17 protein-coding genes are annotated in these 19,583 nt (G+C 60.5%); 15 read left to right on the top strand and 2 right to left on the bottom strand.

Annotated elements, in window-relative coordinates; translation table 11 throughout:
* Positions 1-2 precede the first annotated feature (2 nt).
* On the bottom strand, positions 3-638 hold the full coding sequence (locus CCGE525_RS07240) for a LysE family translocator (protein ID WP_120703698.1): 636 nt from the start codon (positions 636-638) through the stop codon (positions 3-5).
* 155 nt (positions 639-793) lie between these two features.
* Here CCGE525_RS07240 and radA point away from each other — a divergent pair, with 155 nt between their 5' ends.
* From radA to rarD, 10 genes are all read left to right on the top strand, one after another.
* A complete protein-coding gene (radA, locus tag CCGE525_RS07235) occupies positions 794-2,197 on the top strand; it encodes a DNA repair protein RadA (protein WP_120703697.1) in 1,404 nt (467 codons plus the stop codon).
* A 94-nt stretch (positions 2,198-2,291) separates the two neighbouring features.
* Positions 2,292-2,906, top strand: coding sequence for a CvpA family protein (locus CCGE525_RS07230; protein WP_120703696.1), 615 nt, complete (start codon positions 2,292-2,294; stop codon positions 2,904-2,906).
* A 164-nt stretch (positions 2,907-3,070) separates the two neighbouring features.
* Positions 3,071-4,555, top strand: a complete 1,485-nt coding sequence (gene purF, locus CCGE525_RS07225; protein WP_120703695.1) for an amidophosphoribosyltransferase — start codon at positions 3,071-3,073, stop codon at positions 4,553-4,555.
* Positions 4,556-4,606: 51 nt separating this feature from the next.
* Positions 4,607-5,347, top strand: a complete 741-nt coding sequence (locus CCGE525_RS07220) for an SDR family NAD(P)-dependent oxidoreductase (protein WP_120703694.1) — start codon at positions 4,607-4,609, stop codon at positions 5,345-5,347.
* A gap of 213 nt (positions 5,348-5,560) precedes the next feature.
* Complete coding sequence (cysS, locus tag CCGE525_RS07215) at positions 5,561-6,952, top strand: cysteine--tRNA ligase (protein ID WP_120703693.1); 1,392 nt, start codon at positions 5,561-5,563, stop codon at positions 6,950-6,952.
* A complete protein-coding gene (locus CCGE525_RS07210) occupies positions 6,949-7,431 on the top strand; it encodes a GFA family protein (RefSeq protein WP_120703692.1) in 483 nt (160 codons plus the stop codon). Before cysS ends, CCGE525_RS07210 begins: the two co-directional genes overlap by 4 nt.
* Positions 7,424-7,900, top strand: a complete 477-nt coding sequence (locus tag CCGE525_RS07205) for a GFA family protein (protein WP_120703691.1) — start codon at positions 7,424-7,426, stop codon at positions 7,898-7,900. The genes CCGE525_RS07210 and CCGE525_RS07205 overlap by 8 nt, the downstream gene beginning before the upstream one ends.
* A complete protein-coding gene (gene pip, locus CCGE525_RS07200; RefSeq protein WP_120703690.1) occupies positions 7,897-8,856 on the top strand; it encodes a prolyl aminopeptidase in 960 nt (319 codons plus the stop codon). Before CCGE525_RS07205 ends, pip begins: the two co-directional genes overlap by 4 nt.
* 101 nt (positions 8,857-8,957) lie before the next feature.
* Entirely contained in the window at positions 8,958-10,574 is a 1,617-nt protein-coding gene (gene cimA, locus CCGE525_RS07195) for a citramalate synthase (protein WP_120703689.1), read from the top strand.
* A gap of 110 nt (positions 10,575-10,684) precedes the next feature.
* Positions 10,685-11,596, top strand: coding sequence for an EamA family transporter RarD (rarD, locus tag CCGE525_RS07190; RefSeq protein WP_120703688.1), 912 nt, complete (start codon positions 10,685-10,687; stop codon positions 11,594-11,596).
* Positions 11,597-11,624: 28 nt separating this feature from the next.
* Here rarD and CCGE525_RS07185 read toward each other — a convergent pair whose 3' ends face one another.
* Positions 11,625-12,248: an LOG family protein gene (locus CCGE525_RS07185; protein WP_120706307.1), complete on the bottom strand. Its 624-nt coding sequence runs from the start codon at positions 12,246-12,248 to the stop codon at positions 11,625-11,627.
* Between the two features lie 155 nt (positions 12,249-12,403).
* Here CCGE525_RS07185 and CCGE525_RS07180 point away from each other — a divergent pair, with 155 nt between their 5' ends.
* The 5 genes from CCGE525_RS07180 (at position 12,404) to pssA (ending at position 19,353) form a co-directional block, all read left to right on the top strand.
* Positions 12,404-14,452: a LysM peptidoglycan-binding domain-containing protein gene (locus tag CCGE525_RS07180; protein WP_120706306.1), complete on the top strand. Its 2,049-nt coding sequence runs from the start codon at positions 12,404-12,406 to the stop codon at positions 14,450-14,452.
* Positions 14,453-14,753: 301 nt separating this feature from the next.
* Positions 14,754-16,640, top strand: a complete 1,887-nt coding sequence (locus CCGE525_RS07175) for an ABCB family ABC transporter ATP-binding protein/permease (RefSeq protein ID WP_120703687.1) — start codon at positions 14,754-14,756, stop codon at positions 16,638-16,640.
* 131 nt (positions 16,641-16,771) lie between these two features.
* Positions 16,772-17,470, top strand: a complete 699-nt coding sequence (locus tag CCGE525_RS07170; protein ID WP_120703686.1) for an acid phosphatase — start codon at positions 16,772-16,774, stop codon at positions 17,468-17,470.
* A 303-nt stretch (positions 17,471-17,773) separates the two neighbouring features.
* Positions 17,774-18,472 carry a phosphatidylserine decarboxylase gene (locus tag CCGE525_RS07165; RefSeq protein ID WP_120703685.1) on the top strand — a complete coding sequence of 233 codons (699 nt, stop codon included), beginning with the start codon at positions 17,774-17,776 and terminating at the stop codon, positions 18,470-18,472.
* Between the two features lie 20 nt (positions 18,473-18,492).
* Positions 18,493-19,353, top strand: a complete 861-nt coding sequence (gene pssA / locus CCGE525_RS07160; protein ID WP_120703684.1) for a CDP-diacylglycerol--serine O-phosphatidyltransferase — start codon at positions 18,493-18,495, stop codon at positions 19,351-19,353.
* Positions 19,354-19,583 lie beyond the last annotated feature (230 nt).

The following is a 19,583-nucleotide window of genomic DNA, read 5'->3' as shown; positions in this document are numbered from 1 at the left end:
GCTCAACGCGCACTGATCGCCAAGCGGACACCCAGCGCTACGAATAATGTTCCAAGCCCCCGATCCAGCCACAGACCCGCGGTTCGGTTGCGCCGCAATGCCTCGGCAAGGCGACCTCCGAGAAGAATGAGCGGCGGTTCGATGAAGGCGGCCACCACGATGATGAGGCTGCCGTGGAGCAAGAGCTGCGCCCAGACCGGGCCTGCGCCTTCAACAACGAACTGCGGCAGGAAAGCGAGAAAGAAGACGGCTACTTTCGGGTTGAGCAGCGAAACCAGGATACCTTGCCGATAGATACGGCTCCACGGCAATACCTTCCCCGCCTCCTTGATCCAGGCGCCCTCGCCCTTCGAGCGCAGTGCCTGTATTCCAAGCCAGATGAGATAGGCGGCACCTGCCCATTTTACTGCCGAAAACGCGATGGCCGAGGCCGCCAATATCGCCGACAGCCCGGCTGCGGCCATCAACACATGAAGGCAGGCACCGCTCCATATGCCAAACAGCGCGGCAAAGCCGGAGCGCCTGCCGCTTCTGAACGTATGGCCGAGAATGAAGGCGATGTCCGGCCCCGGCGACAGATTGAGCAGCGTTGCGGCCGAAAGAAATGTGATCCAATGCGCAAGCGTATAGTCGAACATCCGTCATCACCGATCGAAAACCCGGCATAAAGGCTGACACAATCGCCGTTGATACGGAAATCATTAGTTTTGATAGGCAGGGAAAGACATTATCTGACAACCGATCGCGATTCGCTGCGAAAAGCGAAGCATTTGAACTTTGAGAACAGCATCCGATGGCCAAGGCCCGTACACAATTCATCTGCCAGAACTGCGGCACGGTCCACAATCGCTGGGCCGGCAAGTGTGACAGTTGCGGCGCATGGAACACCATCGTTGAAGAAGATCCGATGGGTGGGATCGGCGGCGGCCCCGCAAAGACGCCGAGGAAGGGAAAGCCCGTGACGCTGACGACGCTTTCGGGCGAGATCAAGGAAGCGCCGCGCATCCATACCGGCATATCCGAGCTCGACCGGGCGACCGGCGGCGGCTTCGTCCGCGGCTCGGCGGTTCTTGTCGGCGGCGATCCTGGCATCGGCAAGTCGACGCTGTTGATGCAGGCAGCAGCCGCGCTCGCCCGTCGCGGGCACAAAATCGTTTATGTCTCCGGCGAAGAAGCAGTGGCTCAGGTTCGCCTGCGAGCCCAGCGGCTCAAGGCGGCTGACACAGAAGTCCTGCTGGCGGCGGAAACCAATGTCGAGGACATTCTGGCGACGCTTTCCGAAGGCAAGCGGCCGGATCTCGTCATCATCGATTCCATCCAGACGCTGTGGAGCGAGCTTGCCGAATCCGCGCCCGGCACCGTCACACAGGTGCGCACCGGCGTCCAAGCGATGATCCGTTTTGCCAAGCAGACCGGCACTGCGATGGTGCTGGTCGGCCACGTCACCAAGGATGGCCAGATCGCCGGCCCTCGTGTCGTTGAACATATGGTCGACGCCGTCCTCTATTTCGAAGGCGATCGCGGCCATCATTACCGCATCCTGCGCACGGTGAAGAATCGCTTCGGTCCAACGGACGAGATCGGCGTATTCGAAATGTCCGACAGTGGCTTGCGCGACGTGCCCAACCCATCCGAACTCTTCCTTGGCGAGCGTAACGAAAAGTCACCCGGCGCCGCCGTCTTCGCCGGCATGGAGGGCACACGCCCAGTGCTGGTCGAAGTGCAGGCGCTGGTCGCGCCGACATCGCTCGGCACGCCTCGGCGCGCCATCGTCGGCTGGGATTCGGCACGACTGTCGATGATTCTCGCGGTACTCGAGGCGCATTGCGGTGTTCGGCTCGGCCAGCACGATGTTTATCTCAATATTGCCGGCGGTTATCGTATTTCTGAGCCGGCTGCCGACCTCGCTGTCGCCTCTGCACTGGTTTCATCCCTGGCTGGTCTTGCCCTTCCCGCTGATTGTGTTTATTTCGGCGAAGTCAGCCTGTCGGGCGCCGTCCGGCCGGTTGCGCACACCGCTCAGCGCCTCAAGGAAGCCGAGAAGCTGGGATTTTCTGCAGCGCTTCTCCCCACCGCCTCCGCCGACCTGCCGAAAGGCAATGGTGGACGCTGGAACGAGATCGACAGCCTGCCGGACCTGGTGGTGCGCATAGCCGGATCGAAGGGCGCGCTCAAGCGCGCAGAAGACGAAGACTGAGCCTTACTTCAGCCGTTCTTGACGGGGAGAGAGGCACATATTGAGGCCCGATGGCAGCCACGCTCGGCGCGGCAAGTCTTGGAGTGGATTATACATGCCCATTACGATTTTTGACGGTATTGTTATCGGCGTCGTTTTGTTCTCTGCCGTTCTGGCCATGGTGCGCGGCTTTTCCCGCGAAATTCTCTCAATCGTCAGTTGGGGCGGCTCGGCCGTCGCCGCCTATTATCTCTATTCGCTGCTCGTACCCTATGCGATGCATTACACGGCAGACACCCGGATAGCGACCGTCGCCTCTGCCGCCGTCATCTTCCTGATCGCGCTGATCGTCATTTCCTTCATCACCATCCGGATTGCGGATTTCATCATCGACAGCCGTATCGGCGCGCTTGATCGCACGCTCGGCTTCCTTTTCGGCGCTGCCCGCGGCCTGTTGCTCATGGTCGTCGTGGTGGCCTTCTGGAACTGGCTGGTCGCGCCGCCCGCACGTCCGGATTGGGTCAACAACGCCAAATCGAAGCCTTTCCTCGATTCGATGGTCGAAAAGCTCAAATCGGCGCTTCCGGAAAACATCCAGGCGATGCTTCCAGCCGAGATCCTCAACAAGATCGCACCGAACCAGCAGCAACAGCAATCGCAGCCACAGGATGGCACCCCGAACGATGCCGCGCCGTCCGATGACGCGCCTGCGCCGCAGACGAACAATTAACAGTGCGTTTACAGGCTTGACCCGCCGAGCGATAATCGCCATGTGAGCGGCACGAAATACGAAGATCCGGCCCGATATTCTTTCCGGCCGGATTTTCAGTTATTTTTGCATTTAGTCGCAACGGCGCCCCGATCCGCCCACGTTGAGAGCAAAGGCCTGCAGCCATGAACCATTCCCTTTCTATCGAGGATGATATCGACGGCGACACGCTGCACGAAGAATGCGGCGTCTTCGGCATTCTCGGGCATCCGGATGCGGCGACGCTGACGGCTCTCGGCTTGCACGCCCTGCAGCATCGCGGCCAGGAAGCGGCCGGCATCGTCTCCTTCGATGGTCAACGCTTCCATTCGGAGCGGCGGATGGGTCTCGTCGGCGATCATTATACCGATCCCGCCACGCTGGCCCGGCTGCCCGGTGATCGCTCGATCGGCCATGTGCGCTATTCGACGACGGGCGAAACCATCCTGCGTAACGTGCAGCCGCTGTTTGCCGAATTGGAAGTCGGCGGCATCGCGATCGCTCACAACGGCAATTTCACCAACGGCCTGACCATGCGCCGGCAGCTGATCGCCGACGGCGCCATCTGTCAGTCGACATCGGACACAGAAGTCGTTCTCCATCTCATCGCCCGCTCCAAGCATCCCTCCTCCTCCGACCGCTTCATCGACGCGATCCGCCAGATGGAAGGCGGCTATTCGATGCTGGCCATGACGCGCACCAAGCTGATCGCAGCGCGCGACCCGATCGGCATCCGACCGCTGGTGATGGGCGAACTCGACGGCAAGCCGATCTTCTGCTCCGAAACCTGCGCGCTGGACATCATCGGCGCGAAATATATCCGCGATGTCGAAAACGGCGAAGTCATCATCTGCGAAATCCAGCCAGACGGCTCGATCACGGTCGATGCCCGCAAGCCGGAAGTTTCTCAGCCCGAGCGTCTCTGCCTGTTCGAATATGTCTATTTCGCCCGCCCTGATTCCGTGGTCGGCGGCCGCAATGTTTACGTCGCCCGCAAGAACATGGGCATCAATCTTGCCAAGGAAGCCCCGGTCAAGGCGGATGTCGTGGTACCCGTCCCGGATGGCGGCACGCCGGCGGCGATCGGCTATGCTCAGGCGAGCGGAATTCCCTTCGAGCTCGGCATCATCCGCAACCACTATGTCGGCCGCACCTTCATCGAGCCGACGCAGCAGATCCGCGCCTTCGGCGTCAAGCTGAAGCACTCCGCCAACCGCGCCATCATCGAAGGCAAGCGCGTCGTTCTGGTGGATGATTCCATCGTGCGCGGCACGACCTCGGTCAAGATCGTGCAGATGATCCGCGACGCCGGCGCCCGCGAGGTGCATATCCGCGTTGCCAGCCCGATGATCTACCATCCGGATTTCTACGGCATCGACACGCCGGATGCCGACAAGCTGCTTGCCAACCAGTACACTAGCCTGAAGGCGATGTGCGATTTCATCGGTGCGGATTCGCTGGAGTTCCTGTCGATCGACGGCCTTTATCGCGCCGTCGGGGGCGCTCCACGCGATAACGCGCAGCCGCAGTTCACCGACCATTATTTCACCGGTGATTATCCGACCCGCCTGCTCGACCGGGAAAGCACCAGCAATGTGCGCAAGCTTTCCGTGCTCGCCAGCAATGGCTGACATGAGGCCTTTCGCCCTTCTCTTTCCCTAGTGCACTCGGACCAAGGCAGCATGAGCATAAATCTCAAGGACAAAATCGCCCTCGTTACCGGCGCGTCGCGCGGTATCGGCTATTTCACCGCGCTGGAACTAGCCAAAGCTGGCGCGCATGTGATTGCTTGCGCCCGCACGGTTGGCGGCCTTGAAGAACTCGACGACGCCATCAAGGCAGTCGGCGGCGCGGCGACGCTGGTGCCCTTCGACCTTGCCGACATGAATGCCATCGATGCGCTCGGCGGCTCGATCTTCGAACGCTGGGGCAAGCTCGACATCCTGGTTGCCAATGCCGGCGTGCTCGGCGTCATCTCGCCCGTCGGCCATGTCGAAGCGAAGGTCTTCGAGAAGGTGATGACCATCAACGTCACGGCGACCTGGCGGCTGATCCGCTCCGTCGAGCCGTTGCTGATGCGCGCAGACGCAGGCCGCGCCATCATCTTGTCATCGGCTGCAGCCCATCGCTGCCGGCCCTTCTGGGGTCCCTACTCGGCATCCAAGGCGGCCGTCGAGGCGCTTGCTCGCACCTGGGCCGGCGAAACCCAGAGTACTACGCTGCGTATCACAAGCGTCGATCCCGGCGCCACCCGAACCGCAATGCGCGCACAGGCGATGCCGGGCGAAGATCCGGAGACGCTGCCGCATCCCCGCGACGTCGCCCAAGCCATCCTGCCGCTCGCCGGCCCGGACGTGACCGAAACCGGCAAGCTCTTCGTCGTGCGCGAGAACAAGCTCGTCGACTACCGAATGCCGGAATAATCGGTCATCGGTGCCCTATCGCGGCTCTTGACCAATCACCGTAGTCGCGCGATAAAGCCGGCCATGAAAACGGTTATCTGCATTATCTGCCGGAAGATTATTCGCTAGCGTTTCGCTGGCCTGGCCGTTTTCGTCTCCCAAAATCCAAGATGACAAACGTCCCGGGCCCGCCGGTGACGATATTTTTTTGGATCTAGGCCTTGGGAGAATGAAATGGGCACCGAGCCGCAACTGAAATTCTACAACACACTGACGCGCGAAAAGGTCGACTTCAAGCCGATCGACCGCGAGAACGTCCGCCTGTATGTCTGCGGTCCTACGGTCTATGATTTCGCCCATATCGGCAACGCCCGGCCCGCGATCGTCTTCGATGTGCTGTTCCGGCTGTTGCGGCAGGTCTATGGCGAAAGCCATGTCACCTATGTGCGCAACATTACCGACGTCGACGACAAGATCAACGCGCGGGCACTGCGTGATCATCCCGGTCTGCCACTCAACGAAGCGATCCGCCTGGTCACCGAGAAGACCGAGACGCAGTATCGCCAAGACGCGATCGCGCTCGGCTGCCTCGAGCCGACGGTGCAGCCGCGGGCGACGGAAAACATCGCGCAGATGATCGAGATCATCGAGAAGCTGATCGCCAAGGGCCATGCCTATCAGGCGGCTGGAGAAGTGTTGTTCGACACAAAATCCATGGCGGAGTACGGACAGCTTTCGAAGCGCAATCTCGATGAGCAGCAGGCAGGCGCCCGCATCGCCGTCGACCAACACAAGAAGAACCCGGGCGACTTTGTGCTCTGGAAGCTCTCCGACGAAAACGAACCCGGCTGGGAAAGCCCCTGGGGGCGCGGCCGGCCGGGCTGGCACATCGAGTGCTCTGCCATGAGCGGACGTTATCTCGGCGAAATCTTCGACATTCATGGCGGCGGTCTGGATCTGATCTTCCCGCACCATGAAAACGAGATCGCCCAGTCGCGTTGCGCCCACGGTACCGATGTGATGGCGAATGTCTGGATGCACAACGGCTTCCTGCAGATCGAAGGCCGCAAGATGTCGAAGTCTGAAGGCAAGTTCGTCACCATCTACGAGCTGCTGCACACCGAAAAATTCGGCGGCCGCACCTGGCCGGGCGCCGTGTTGCGCCTTGCCATGCTGATGACGCATTACCGCGAGCCGATCGACTTTTCCATGAAGCGACTGGAAGAAGCTGAACGGCTGCTGGCAAAATGGCCGGCGGCGGATGCCGGGAATGCCATACCGGACGCCGCCGTAATGGCGGCCCTCGCCGACGACCTCAACACCGTCGCCGCGATCCAGGCGCTGCACGCCTTGGCGCAAGCCGCAAATGCCGATACCGGCGCCCTGCCAACCTTCGCCGCAAGCGCAGCACTTCTCGGCCTGCTACCCGAGAAAGTGGAGATCGATGACGCCGTCGTCTCGGAGATCAACAGGCGGGTGCGAGTACGATTGGAACTGCTGAAGGCGAAGAATTTTGCCGAAGCGGACAAAATGCGCGAGGTACTTTTAGCTGAAGGTATTCAGTTGAAAGATGGCAAGGACCCAGCGACCGGCGAGCGTACCACGACGTGGGAGGTCAAGCGATGAGTGCAACCTACACCGGCGGCTGTCAATGCGGTGCGGTTCGCTTCCGCATACGGGGTGAGCTCAAGGACTCGTCGATCTGTCATTGCCGCATGTGCCAGAAAGCGTTCGGCGCCTATTATGCACCGCTGGTGTCGACGCGTGGCGCCGAGCTCGCATGGACACGTGGCGATCGGAAGACGTTTCAATCGTCCAACCATGTGAAGCGTGGCTTTTGTGCGGATTGCGGCACACCGCTGACCTATGAGGCGCCAGACGGTATTGCCGTGGCGGCCGGCGCCTTTGACGAACCCTCAAAGCTGCCGCCGGTGGTGCAGTTCGGCGTGGAAGGCAAGATAGACTTCGTCGATCGGCTGCATCTGCTGCCGGGGCACCGGACGGATGAGGATGCCGAGCAGGCGCCCTTCGTGCTGAACATCGCCTCATACCAACATCCCGATCACGATACCCAAACCTGGCCAGAGGAGGAGAGCCATGACTGAAGCCATCCGAAGCGGAGGATGCCAATGCGGCGCAGTGCGGTTTCGCATTCGCGGCCAACTCGGCCGCCCCTCGATCTGCCATTGCCGCATGTGCCAGAAGCAATTCGGCAACTTCTTCTCCGCCCTGGTCACGGCGCCGCATGACGGCCTGGAATGGACGCGCGGCGAGCCCACCTACTTCCAGTCTTCGGTCAACATTGATCGCGGCTTCTGCAAGAATTGCGGCACGCCACTGACCTATCGCCATCCCGGCGGGCTCGAGATCGCCATCGGCGCGTTCGACGAACGTGACGATTTGGCGCCGCGGATCCAGGTGAACTACGCCTCGCGCCTACCTTGGGTCGAAACCATATTTGAGCAACCCGTCCACCAGGACCCGGATTTTTACGCACGGCAGGAGCAGATCATCTCCTTCCAGCACCCCGATCACGATACGGAAATTTGGCCCTCCGAAGGATTGAAAATATGACGGAAATACTGCGTACGCTTTATCCCGAGATCGAACCCTACGCCTTCGGCCATCTCGATGTCGGCGATGGCCACGTCATCTATTGGGAGCGCGTCGGCACGCCCGGTGCGAAGCCCGCTGTTTTCCTGCATGGCGGGCCTGGCGGCGGCATCTCTCCGACGCATCGCCGTCTATTCGATCCGGCACTTTACGATGTTACGCTGTTTGACCAGCGCGGCTGCGGCAAGTCGACGCCGCATGCCGAGCTCAACGCCAATACGACCTGGCATCTCGTTGCCGATATCGAGCGGCTGCGCGAGATGGCCGGCGCGGAAAAATGGCAGATCTTCGGAGGCTCCTGGGGTTCGACACTGGCACTTGCCTATGCCGAAAAGCATCCCGAGCGTGTCTCCGAACTGATCGTGCGCGGCATCTACACGCTGACCAGGGCGGAGCTCGACTGGTACTATCAGTTCGGCGTCTCGGAGATGTTCCCGGACAAATGGGAGCGCTTCATCGCGCCGATCCCGCCGGAAGAGCGTCACGAGATGATGCTCGCCTATCACCGCCGGCTGACCCACGAGGACAAGGCCGTGCGCCTCGAGGCCGCCAAGGCCTGGGCGATCTGGGAAGGCGAAACCATCACCCTGTTGCCGGACCCTGCGACCAGCGGAAAGTTCGAGGAAGCCGAATATGCGCATGCCTTCGCGCGCATCGAAAATCATTTCTTCGTCAATGGCGGCTGGCTGGAAGAAGGCCAGCTTCTTCGCTACGCTTTCCGATTGCGGGATATCCCCGGCGTCATCGTTCATGGCCGCTACGATATGCCCTGCCCGGCAAAATACGCCTGGGCTCTGCACAAGGCATGGCCGAGAGCCGAGTTCCACCTGATCGAAGGCGCCGGCCACGCCTTTTCCGAACCTGGTATTCTCGACCAGCTCATCCGCGCGACGGATAAGTTTGCCGGGAAAGTTTGAGCCCAAGAGACCTTCACTTGGCTTTCTCCCCGCCTCTTTGGCACTCCTACGGCGGGGCGAGACACAGAATAAGACGAAACCGGTTCGCCGGAGGAAACAGAATGGCACGCGAAAAAATCTATCTCTTCGACACGACCTTGCGCGACGGGCAGCAGACGCCCGGCATCGACTTTTCGGTCGAGGACAAGATTTCCATCGCTACCATGCTGGATGAATTCGGCCTCGACTATGTCGAGGGCGGCTATCCCGGCGCCAATCCGACCGATACCGCCTTCTTCAATGAAAAGCGGACGCAATCGGCTTCCTTCGTCGCCTTCGGCATGACCAAACGCGCCGGCGTTTCCGCGTCCAACGATCCGGGTCTCGCAAGCCTCATCCAGGCAAAGGCCGACGCCATCTGTTTCGTCGCCAAGACCTGGGACTATCACGTCAAGGTCGCACTCGGCTGCACCAACGAGGAAAACCTCGAATGCATCGCCGAAAGCGTCAAGGCGGCTATCGCAGCCGGCAAGGAAGCGCTTGTTGACTGCGAGCATTTCTTCGACGGCTACAAGGAGAATCCGACCTATGCGCTCGCCTGCGCCAAGACAGCTTATGAGGCCGGTGCGCGGTGGGTCGTGCTTTGCGACACCAATGGCGGCGCCCAGCCACCGGAAGTGCGCGCCATCATCGAAGCCGTAATCGCCGAGGGCGTGCCCGGCGACTGTCTTGGCATCCATGCCCATAACGACACCGGCCAGGCGGTCGCCAATTCACTCATCGCCGTCGAAGCCGGCGTGCGGCAGATCCAGGGCACGCTCAACGGCATCGGCGAACGTTGTGGCAACGCCAACCTGATCACGCTCATTCCGACGCTGGCGCTAAAAAGGGCCTATAGCGAGCGCTTTGAAACCGCGATCGATGCCGAGCGGCTCTTGGGCCTGACCAGACTGTCCCATGCCTTCGACGAATTGCTGAACCGCTCGCCGGATCATCAGGCGCCTTATGTCGGCGCCTCGGCCTTCGCGACCAAGGCCGGCATCCACGCATCGGCGCTGCTGAAGGACCCGCGTACCTATGAACATGTGCCGCCGGAAAGCGTCGGCAATTTCCGCAAGGTCATGGTCTCAGACCAAGGCGGCAAATCGAACTTCATCAATGCGCTGAAGCGGCGCGGCATCGAGGTCGGCAAGGACGATCCGAAGCTCGATCGGCTGATCCAGATCGTCAAGGAGCGCGAAGCGTCGGGCTATGCTTACGAAGGCGCCGATGCCAGCTTCGAGCTTCTGGCACACCGTACCCTCGGTACCATTCCGGAATTCTTCGCGATCGACGGCTTCCGCGTCATGGTCGAACGCCGCTTCGATTCCCATGGCCGCGTAAAGATCGTCTCGGAAGCGGTGGTCAAAATCATCATCGACGGCCAGACCATCATGTCGGTTGCCGAAGGCGATGGCCCGGTCAATGCGCTCGACCTGGCGCTGCGCAAGGATTTCGGCAAATACCAGCATGAGATCGACGATCTGGAACTGGCCGACTTCAAGGTGCGTATCCTCAATGGCGGTACGGAGGCCATAACCCGCGTTCTGATCGAATCCACCGACAGTAGCGGCGTACGCTGGTGGACGGTCGGCGTTTCGGAAAATATCATCGACGCCTCCTTCCAGGCGCTGATGGATTCCGTCATCTACAAGCTGATGAAAAACCGGCATATGGCAGGCAAGATCGCGGCGGAGTGATCCGCCGCCTATCAAAAACCTTGACGATGCCGTCAAGGAAATGAATTGGCCCCGCAACACGTGTTGGAGTAAGCCCGTCGTAAAAGAAAACAGCACGGCGGGAAACATCAATGGCCACCGATACGGTCGCAGCCGATATCAAGAACGAGGACAGTGCGCGCGGATTCGGTTTCGTGCTGACGGCCTATCTGCTCTGGGGCGTACTGCCGCTCTACATGAAGGCCATGGCGCACATTCCGGCCATGGAGGTTATCGCTCACCGCATTTTCTGGTCCGTTCCCGTTGCCGGCGCCGTGCTTCTGGCGCTCGGCCGCATGGGCGATGTGAAAGCGGCGCTCAGCCACCCACGCACGGTCGCCATGGCTTCGGTGACGGCGATGTTGATTACCATCAATTGGGGCACCTATGTCTGGGCCATCGGCGCCGGGCATTCACTCGATGCGGCCCTCGGCTATTTCATCAATCCGCTGTTCAGCATCGCGCTCGGCGCTTTGCTGCTGAAAGAGAGGCTGGCGCCAACGCAGATCGTTGCGATCTGTCTCGCGGCCGCAGCGGTCGTCATTCTGACCGTTGAAGCCGGCACCCTGCCCTGGGTGGCGCTGTCGCTGACCTTCTCCTGGGGCTTCTACGCCTTTTTCCGCAAGACGCTGCCGGTTGGACCCAATCAGGGCTTCTTCATCGAGGTGCTGCTGCTCTGCATCCCCGCCCTGCTCTACATCCTCTATCTGGAGGCGCGTGGCGAGGGCCATCTCTATCGCACGGGCATCTCGGATATGGCACTTTTGCTCGGTTGCGGGTTCGTGACCGCCCTGCCGCTGATGATCTTCGCCAATGGAGCGAAGCTCCTGAGGCTCTCCACCATCGGCATCATGCAGTATATCGTACCGACCATGGTCTTCCTCATCGCCGTCTTCCTGTTCAAGGAGCCTTTCGGCACGACGCAGATGATCGCCTTCTCGTTGATCTGGGCGGGGCTGGCGCTTTATAGCTGGTCGATGCTGCGTCAGAGCCGGGGGCGCTAACCACTGAACATGGTTAGCAAATCCCTAATCAGAGCTTTGCGATGACAGCCTCTTCGCCACCGCGTGAGCCCACCGTTTCGGCGGCGTGCTTGCGAATTGCCGGAATGATGTCGGCGACCTGGTCGATGACCAGCGGCTGTACGCGATGGGCAGTATGGACGAAGCCTTCTTCCGTCATATGACGGATGAGCTCCATCATCGGATTCCAGAAACCGTTGATATTGGCGAAAACCATAGGCTTCTCATGGCGGCCGAGCTGGCCCCAGGTCATGATCTCGACGATCTCCTCCAACGTACCGATGCCGCCGGGCAGCGCCACGAATGCGTCAGCGCGCTCGAACATGGCGTGTTTGCGCGTATGCATGTCAGGAGTTATGATAAGTTCGTCCAATTGACCGAGCGAATGGCGCGTCGCTTCCATATCGACGAGGAACTCCGGAATGATGCCGGTGACCTGACCGCCATGCGACAGGACGCCGCTCGCCACAGCGCCCATGATGCCTTTCGTTCCGCCACCGTAGACAAGGCGTAACCCGCTCTCGGCGATGCTCTTACCAAGCTCGCGCCCTGCAGCCATGTGGGAAGGATCGCGCCCCGGCCTGGAGCCGCAATAGACGCAGATGGATCGAATTGGCACAGAATCGTCACTCATGAATGCAAACAACTATGCTGCAAATGCTCAGTCAAGAATTTTCAAAGGAAAACTTGCGCCAGAGCATGCAGAAATGGCTGAGAAAGCTTGTAAAAGCAGGCGAAATCGTTAGCAATTTCAAGAGTGGAGACGACTCCGCCGCTTGGAGATAAATGATGATGAAGAACCGTGCCGGATTGCTGGCTCTGTTGGTGCTGGTAATTGCGACCGTCCTGATGGTCTTCTTTGTGATGCCGCGCATCAATGGCGACAAGAAGTCGATCGGCGACGCCATCAATCAGGCCGGCAACGCGGTGAAGAACACAATTACGGAGAATGGGCAGAAGGCAGGCGATGCCGCACAAAAGGCCGGCGAGGCAACGCAAGGTGCCGCCGCAACGGCCACCAACGCCGCTGATGTCACCAAGAAGCTCACCGATCTCAGCAGCACGGCCGTTGCCTCTCTTGCCGATCTCCAGGCGCTCTTCAGCGATGGCAAGGGGCCGACCGAAGATGTCTTCACCGCGGCCAAGACGAAAGTGATCACAGCGCTGCAGGCGATCGTCAATTTTGCCGTTCCTCAAGGCACGGATGCCGCGACGACCGCCTTGGTCAACAAGGCACATGACGGCGCCGGCAAGGCACTCGCCATCATTCAGTCGCTTCCCAAGAACATCGCCGATGCTGTCGCTGCGATCGATAAGGCGCGGGCAGCGCTCGCTGGCCAGACTGCGCCGCAGACGCAAGCAGCGGGACCAGTGATGCCCTCCTTCGATGTACTGCGTGTCGAGCCTGATGGCTCCACCGTCATCGCCGGTAAGGCCGAGCCGAATTCCAAGCTGGAGATCATCGATGGCGACAAGGTGTTGACGACGACCGATGTCGGACCGACCGGCGATTTTGCCGCTGTGCTCGACAATCCGTTGCCGACCGGCGATCATCAACTGGTGCTACGTGCAATCGGAAAGGACGGCAAGGCCGTCACCTCCGAGGAAGTTGCTACCATTTCGGTTCCGAAGGACGACAAGAGCCAGCTTCTAGCCATGGTTACCAAGCCTGGGACGGCAAGCCGCATCATCACCGCGCCGTCAGCCAAGCAAGGGCGCGTTGCTTCTGACGAGCAAGCGCCGGGGACCAATGCGCTCGCGACCGCCAACGATGGCACCGGCGCCAAACCGCAGGACAACACCGCCGTTGCCTCCACCAATCCTGCCGGCAACGCGGCGACCTCTCCCGCAGCGCCGACCGGTGGTCAAGTGCCTGAAGTCATGGTCAATGCAGTTGAGATTGAAAACGACCACGTCTTCGTCGCCGGTACGACAAAGCCGAACGCCAAGGTTCGAGCCTATGCAGACGACAAGCTGATCGGCGAGATCGTGGCGGGAGCCGATGGCCATTTTGTCGTCGACGGGGTGATGCCGCTGGCGGTCGGTGACCACAAGATCCGTGTCGACGTCCTGGACGGCACCGGCAAGATCGTGTTGCGTACCAGCGTCAACTTCACCCGCCCCGAGGGCAATCAGGTCACGGTTGCGGCGCAAACACCCGCGGCTTCCAGCGCCAGCGGTAATGCTGCGGCCACCACGATGGTACCGCTCGACGAAGGTGAGCTTGGCAAGCTGAGGGAGGACGCCGCCAAGGCTTTCACCCTGCTGAAGGACCTGTTTGCGGATGGCAAGCAGCCGACTGCGGAACAACTCGCCGCGGCCCGCTCAGGGACGGAAATTGCTCTGAAGTCACTTTCGGAATTCCGTCCGGCGATCGATGCCAGTGCGACGCTGAAACAGGCGGCCGCCGATGCCGCAAACGCGGCCGGCCGGGCGCTAGCAGTGTTGCAAGCTCTGCCGAAGGATCCGAAGTCCGTCGGCGATGCGCTGCCCAATCTCGGGGAGATGATGGCCACAGTCACCAAGCCGGAGAATGCGACCCCGGCGTCAGCGAGCGTCGAAACCTCCTCCAGCGGCGGCGGTCCCAAGATCCTGCAGCAGGCGCCGCTCTCGCAGAACACCAATGCGGTCATCATCCGCCGTGGCGATACGCTTTGGCAGATTTCTCGCCGCACTTACGGCGCCGGCGTGCGTTATACGACGATCTATCTCGCCAATGAGGACAAGATCAACAATCCAGACCGCATTCTGCCCGGTCAGGTCTTCGGCCTGCCGAAGGATGCACTGCCCAATGCGGAAGAGCTGCATCGCAAGCGGCTTTCAGGCGGGCATCTCTAAGGCATAACCTCTCACAACAGGACCGGATGCAATACGGCCAGAGCATCCCGCTTTCAGGTGATTCACCTGTAAGCGGATAAGATGCTCTGGATTCAAAAAGCTAGAGCGACCTTTGTGAGTTCAGTTGAACACGCGGCGCTCTATGCGCAATCAACGCGTGGCCGCTGCTTTTACCTGACATAAAAATGGTATAAGCGTGCCGCCGACCCCTATCGCCCTGTTCGTTACCTGACGGGGCTTCCAGCCAGGCTGCGCGAGCGCGCCACTGCCCGGCTGCCTCAGATATTTGCCGGAGACGGACATGGCAGATCGCAAGAAGACCATATCGGCGGATTCCAGCAATCCGTTGAACACGATCGTCAATCTCTGGCCCTATATGTGGCCGGCAGGCCGCATGGACCTGAAAATGCGGGTCGTCTGGGCAACCGTTTATCTTTTGATCTCGAAATTCTTCCTGCTGCTGGTCCCCTATTTCTTCAAATGGTCTGTCGACGCCCTGAATGGCAAGCTGGACATGCAGGGCATCCTGCCAGCCTTCATGGTGGGCGCCATCGCGCTGATCGTCGCCACCAACGTTACGCGCCTCATCCAGCTCGGCCTCAACCAGTTGCGCGACTCGCTCTTTGCCAGCGTCGGTCAATATGCCGTGCGCCAGCTCGCTTACCGGACGTTCGTGCACATGCACGAGCTGTCGCTGCGCTTCCATCTCGAGCGTAAGACCGGCGGCTTGTCACGCATCATCGAACGCGGCACCAAGGGCATCGAGACGATCGTCCGCTTCACCATCCTCAACACGCTGCCGACCTTCATCGAGTTCCTGCTGACCGCCATCATCTTCTGGCGCGGCTACGGATTTTCCTATCTTGCGGTAACAGCCGTTACGGTCTGGCTCTATATCTGGTTCACCGTCCGGGCGAGCGACTGGCGCATTTCCATCCGCCGCTCGATGAACGAAAGCGACACCGACGCCAACACCAAGGCGATCGATTCGCTCCTGAATTTCGAAACGGTCAAATATTTCGGCAACGAGGAGATGGAGGCCAGGCGCTTCGATCAGTCGATGTCGCGCTATGAGAAGGCCGCTACCGATGTCTGGACTTCGCTCGGCTGGCTGAACTTCGGCCAGGGCCTGATCTTCGGCCTAGGGACAACGGTCATGCTGGTCATTTCCGGCTGGTCTGTCCTGAACGGCCACCAGACGGTCGGCGACTTCGTCTTCATCAATGCCATGTTGCTGCAGCTCTCGGTGCCGTTGAACTTCATCGGCTTCGTCTATCGCGAAATCCGCCAGGGCCTGACCGACATCGAAGAGATGTTCGATCTGCTGGAAGTAAGGCCGGAGGTGACGGACGCCCCCGACGCGAAGGAACTGGCCATCGGTCACGGGGCCATTTCGTTCAAGGATGTGCATTTCGCCTATGATAGCGCCCGGCCGATCCTGAAGGGCATCTCCTTCGACGTGCCGGCCGGCAAGACGGTCGCCGTGGTCGGGCCCTCCGGCGCCGGCAAATCGACCCTCTCGCGGCTTCTCTATCGCTTCTACGACGTGCAGAGCGGCGCGATAACTATCGACGGTCAGGATCTGCGCACAGTGAAGCAAAAGAGCCTGCGCAAGGTGATCGGCATGGTGCCGCAGGATACCGTGCTCTTCAATGACACCATCGCCTACAACATCCGCTACGGCCGGCCGGGAGCGAGTGAGGACGAGGTGACGACCGCGGCCGAGATCGCCCAGATCGGCGATTTCATCCGCCATCTGCCGGAAGGTTTCGACACGAAGGTCGGCGAGCGCGGCCTAAAGCTCTCCGGCGGCGAAAAGCAACGTGTCGCCATTGCCCGCACGGTCCTCAAGGCTCCGCCGGTGCTCATCCTCGACGAGGCGACCTCGGCGCTGGACACGACGACCGAACGGGAAATCCAGGCGGCGCTGGACGTCGTCTCCAAGAACCGCACGACGCTAGTCATCGCCCACCGGCTCTCCACCGTCATCGGGGCAGACGAGATTATCGTGCTGAAAAGCGGCGAGATCGCCGAACGCGGCACACATGCCGCCCTTCTGGAACAGAACGGCCTCTACGCTTCGATGTGGAACCGCCAGCGCGAGGCGACACAGGCGGAGGAACATCTGAAGCAGGTGCGCGAAAGCGACGACCTCGGCGTCATCGATCGGCTGGCGCCTGCGAACTGAAGAACGGCGTCGCCGAGATGTTGCGTAATCGTTGTGGGCAAGTGCGGCGCGGAGGCGTTGCAAACTTCGCTTGTCACGCGGTTGAGATGACAGCCTGCTAGGTACGGGTCTCACATCATGGGGGCCCCCAAATGCGTACTTTTGCCAAAGCTTTAACCCTTTTGCTCGTCGTCGGTTTCACCTCGCCCGTTTTCGCCGGGGATGCCAAGCCGTTCAGCGATGCCAAGGAAATCAATCTCCTCGATCTGCTGCCGCCGCCGCCTGCCAATGATTCGGCGCAGATGAAGGCCGAACTCGGTGAAATCCTGACGATCCAGGTTACCCGCACGCCCGAAATGGCGGCACGCGCCGTGGCCGATGCCGAAGAGAACGTCTGGCGCTTCTCCGATGTTATCGACAGCCCGAAATTCACCAAGGAAAACCTGCCGAAGTTCTCGGCATTCTTCGATCGCGTCGTCGAGACCGAAGGCGCCGTCGTCGATCCGGCCAAGGATGTCTGGAAGCGCCCACGTCCGCACCTCTACAGCGATCTCGTAAAGCCGATCGTACCGCTCTCCAAGTCCGGCTCCTATCCGTCCGGCCACACCACGGTCGGCACGCTGATGGGCATTGTGCTGGCGAACATGGTGCCGGAGAAGCGCGCCGCCATCATGGCCCGCGCCTGGGAATATGGCCATAACCGCGTGGTCGGCGGCATCCATTACGCGTCCGACATCGAAGCTGGCCGCATCGCCGGCACCGTCATCGCTCAGACCATCATGACGCATGATGACTACACGAGCGAATATGAAGGCGCCAAGGCTGAGCTGCGCGCCGCTCTCGGCCTCTGATTTCCGCCCGACCGTCACTGGACATGTAAGGCCGCCGCTTCCCGGCGGCCTTTTTATTACGCCCGGCGCGAGTTTCCACAGGCAACGCTTTTCAACGCTACGGATCGTTGGCATCTTGGCCCCGCGCGGATTGCGCTGGGGGCGAGCGTGCGAAAGCATTGCCCATGACAGAGTTTGCCTGTAGTCACGCTCATCTGGTAATCAGAGCAAGACCGCTTGTTCTCATTCTTTTGACTGGCATGATCTCGTCCGGCAGCCGGAATCCGGTTTTTGGTGAGGGTGCCCTAACGGAGTAGGCCATCGATGAGCTTGTTGAATAGCGTTCGCAACACGATCGTCCCCGTTCACAAGGAGGGATATCCCTTCGTTGCGGGTTTCTTTGTTGCATCGCTGGTTCTCGGCTGGATCTTCAAGCCGCTCTTTTGGGTGGGATTGATCTTCACGCTTTGGTGTGCCTATTTCTTCCGCGATCCCGAGCGTATGACGCCGCAGGACGACGATCTCGCCATATCGCCCGCCGACGGCAGGGTTTCCGGCGTGCAGATGGTAACGCCGCCTGTCGAGCTCAATCTTGGCCACGAGCCGATGCTGCGCATCTCGATCTTCATGAACGTCTTCGATTGCCATGTGAACCGCTCGCCGATGCGCGGCAGGATCACCAATATCGCTTATCGCCAGGGCAGCTTCCTCAATGCGGAATTGGACAAGGCGAGTGAGCAGAATGAGCGCAACGGCCTCGTCGTCGAGACGAAACATGGCGAGATCGGTGTCGTGCAGATCGCCGGCCTCGTCGCCCGCCGTATCCTCTGCTTCGTCAATGAAAACGAGCCGGTCGACGCGGGCGAGCGCATCGGCCTCATCCGTTTCGGTTCGCGCCTCGACGTCTTCCTGCCGGCGGGGGCAGTGGCGCGCGTCTCGGTCGGCCAAAGGGCGATCGCCGGCGAAACGGTTATTGCCGAATTCGGCTCGCTGAAGGGCCCCATCGTTAGCCGCCGTAGCTGAGCTCTGAGGAAACGAGCGAGATGAAGACGCCTTTTCCGCCTTTCGAGCCGCATGGTCCCAACGACGAGGCGCGCGGACCGCGCCTCCGGGAAATCCCGCTGCGGCTCATAGTGCCGAACATGATCACCGTGCTGGCGATCTGCGCGGGCTTGACCGGTATCCGCCTCGCCTTCGAGAACCGCTACGAGCTCGCCGTGGTTGCCGTGCTTGTCGCCGCCTTCCTCGATGGCATCGACGGGCGCGTGGCGCGGCTGATGAAAGCCACATCCAAGTTCGGCGCGCAGATGGATTCGCTTGCCGATATCGTCAACTTCGGTGTCGCGCCGGCGCTTGTCGTCTATGTCTTTCTGCTGGATCAGGCACGCTCGCTCGGCTGGATCGCAGCCCTGATCTACGCCATCGCGGCCGGCCTGCGCCTTGCGCGCTTCAACGTCATGGCGGAACGCGAGAACAAGGCGTCCTGGCAGTCTGAATATTTTGTCGGCGTCCCGGCGCCGGCTGGCGCAATGCTGGTGTTGTTGCCGGTCTATCTCGGTTTCCTGGGCCTGACGCCTACCAAGACCTTTGCCTATTGGGGTGCTGCCTACACCGTGCTGATCGGCTTCCTGCTGGTCAGCCGTTTGCCCGTCTGGTCCGGAAAAACGGAAAGCAGCCGCATCCGCCGCGATCTCGTGCTGCCGATCATGCTTGCCCTCGTCGTCTATGTGGCGCTGCTGATGAGCTATACTTGGCATGTCATGGTGGTGACCGTGGTTGCCTATCTCCTGTCGTTGCCCTTGGGAGCCCGTTCCTGGACGCGCAAATACGGCACCTTCACCATCAATGGCCCCGCCGATCCCGATGTCGACGATTCCAACGACGACATCGGCCGGCATATCTAATCGAGACGCAGCGGCAATTCGACGCGTTCGATCGCTCATCGATGCAATTGGTGTCACTATCAAACATGGAAATTAGCCGGCGTGGGGCAATGCGCGACAGCCGTACCTCAAAGGCCTGTCCGTGTTAGATTTGGCTAAGTTAGCGCAACCTGTTAACGAAAAATAAACATCTAAATTAGATAGATGATGCGTCAAAATTTCGCGTTGCGCTCGCGAAATATGGTCGGTGT

Source organism: Rhizobium jaguaris (assembly GCF_003627755.1).
GTDB lineage: Bacteria > Pseudomonadota > Alphaproteobacteria > Rhizobiales > Rhizobiaceae > Rhizobium > Rhizobium jaguaris.
This window is presented reverse-complemented; position numbering and strand designations above follow the sequence as displayed.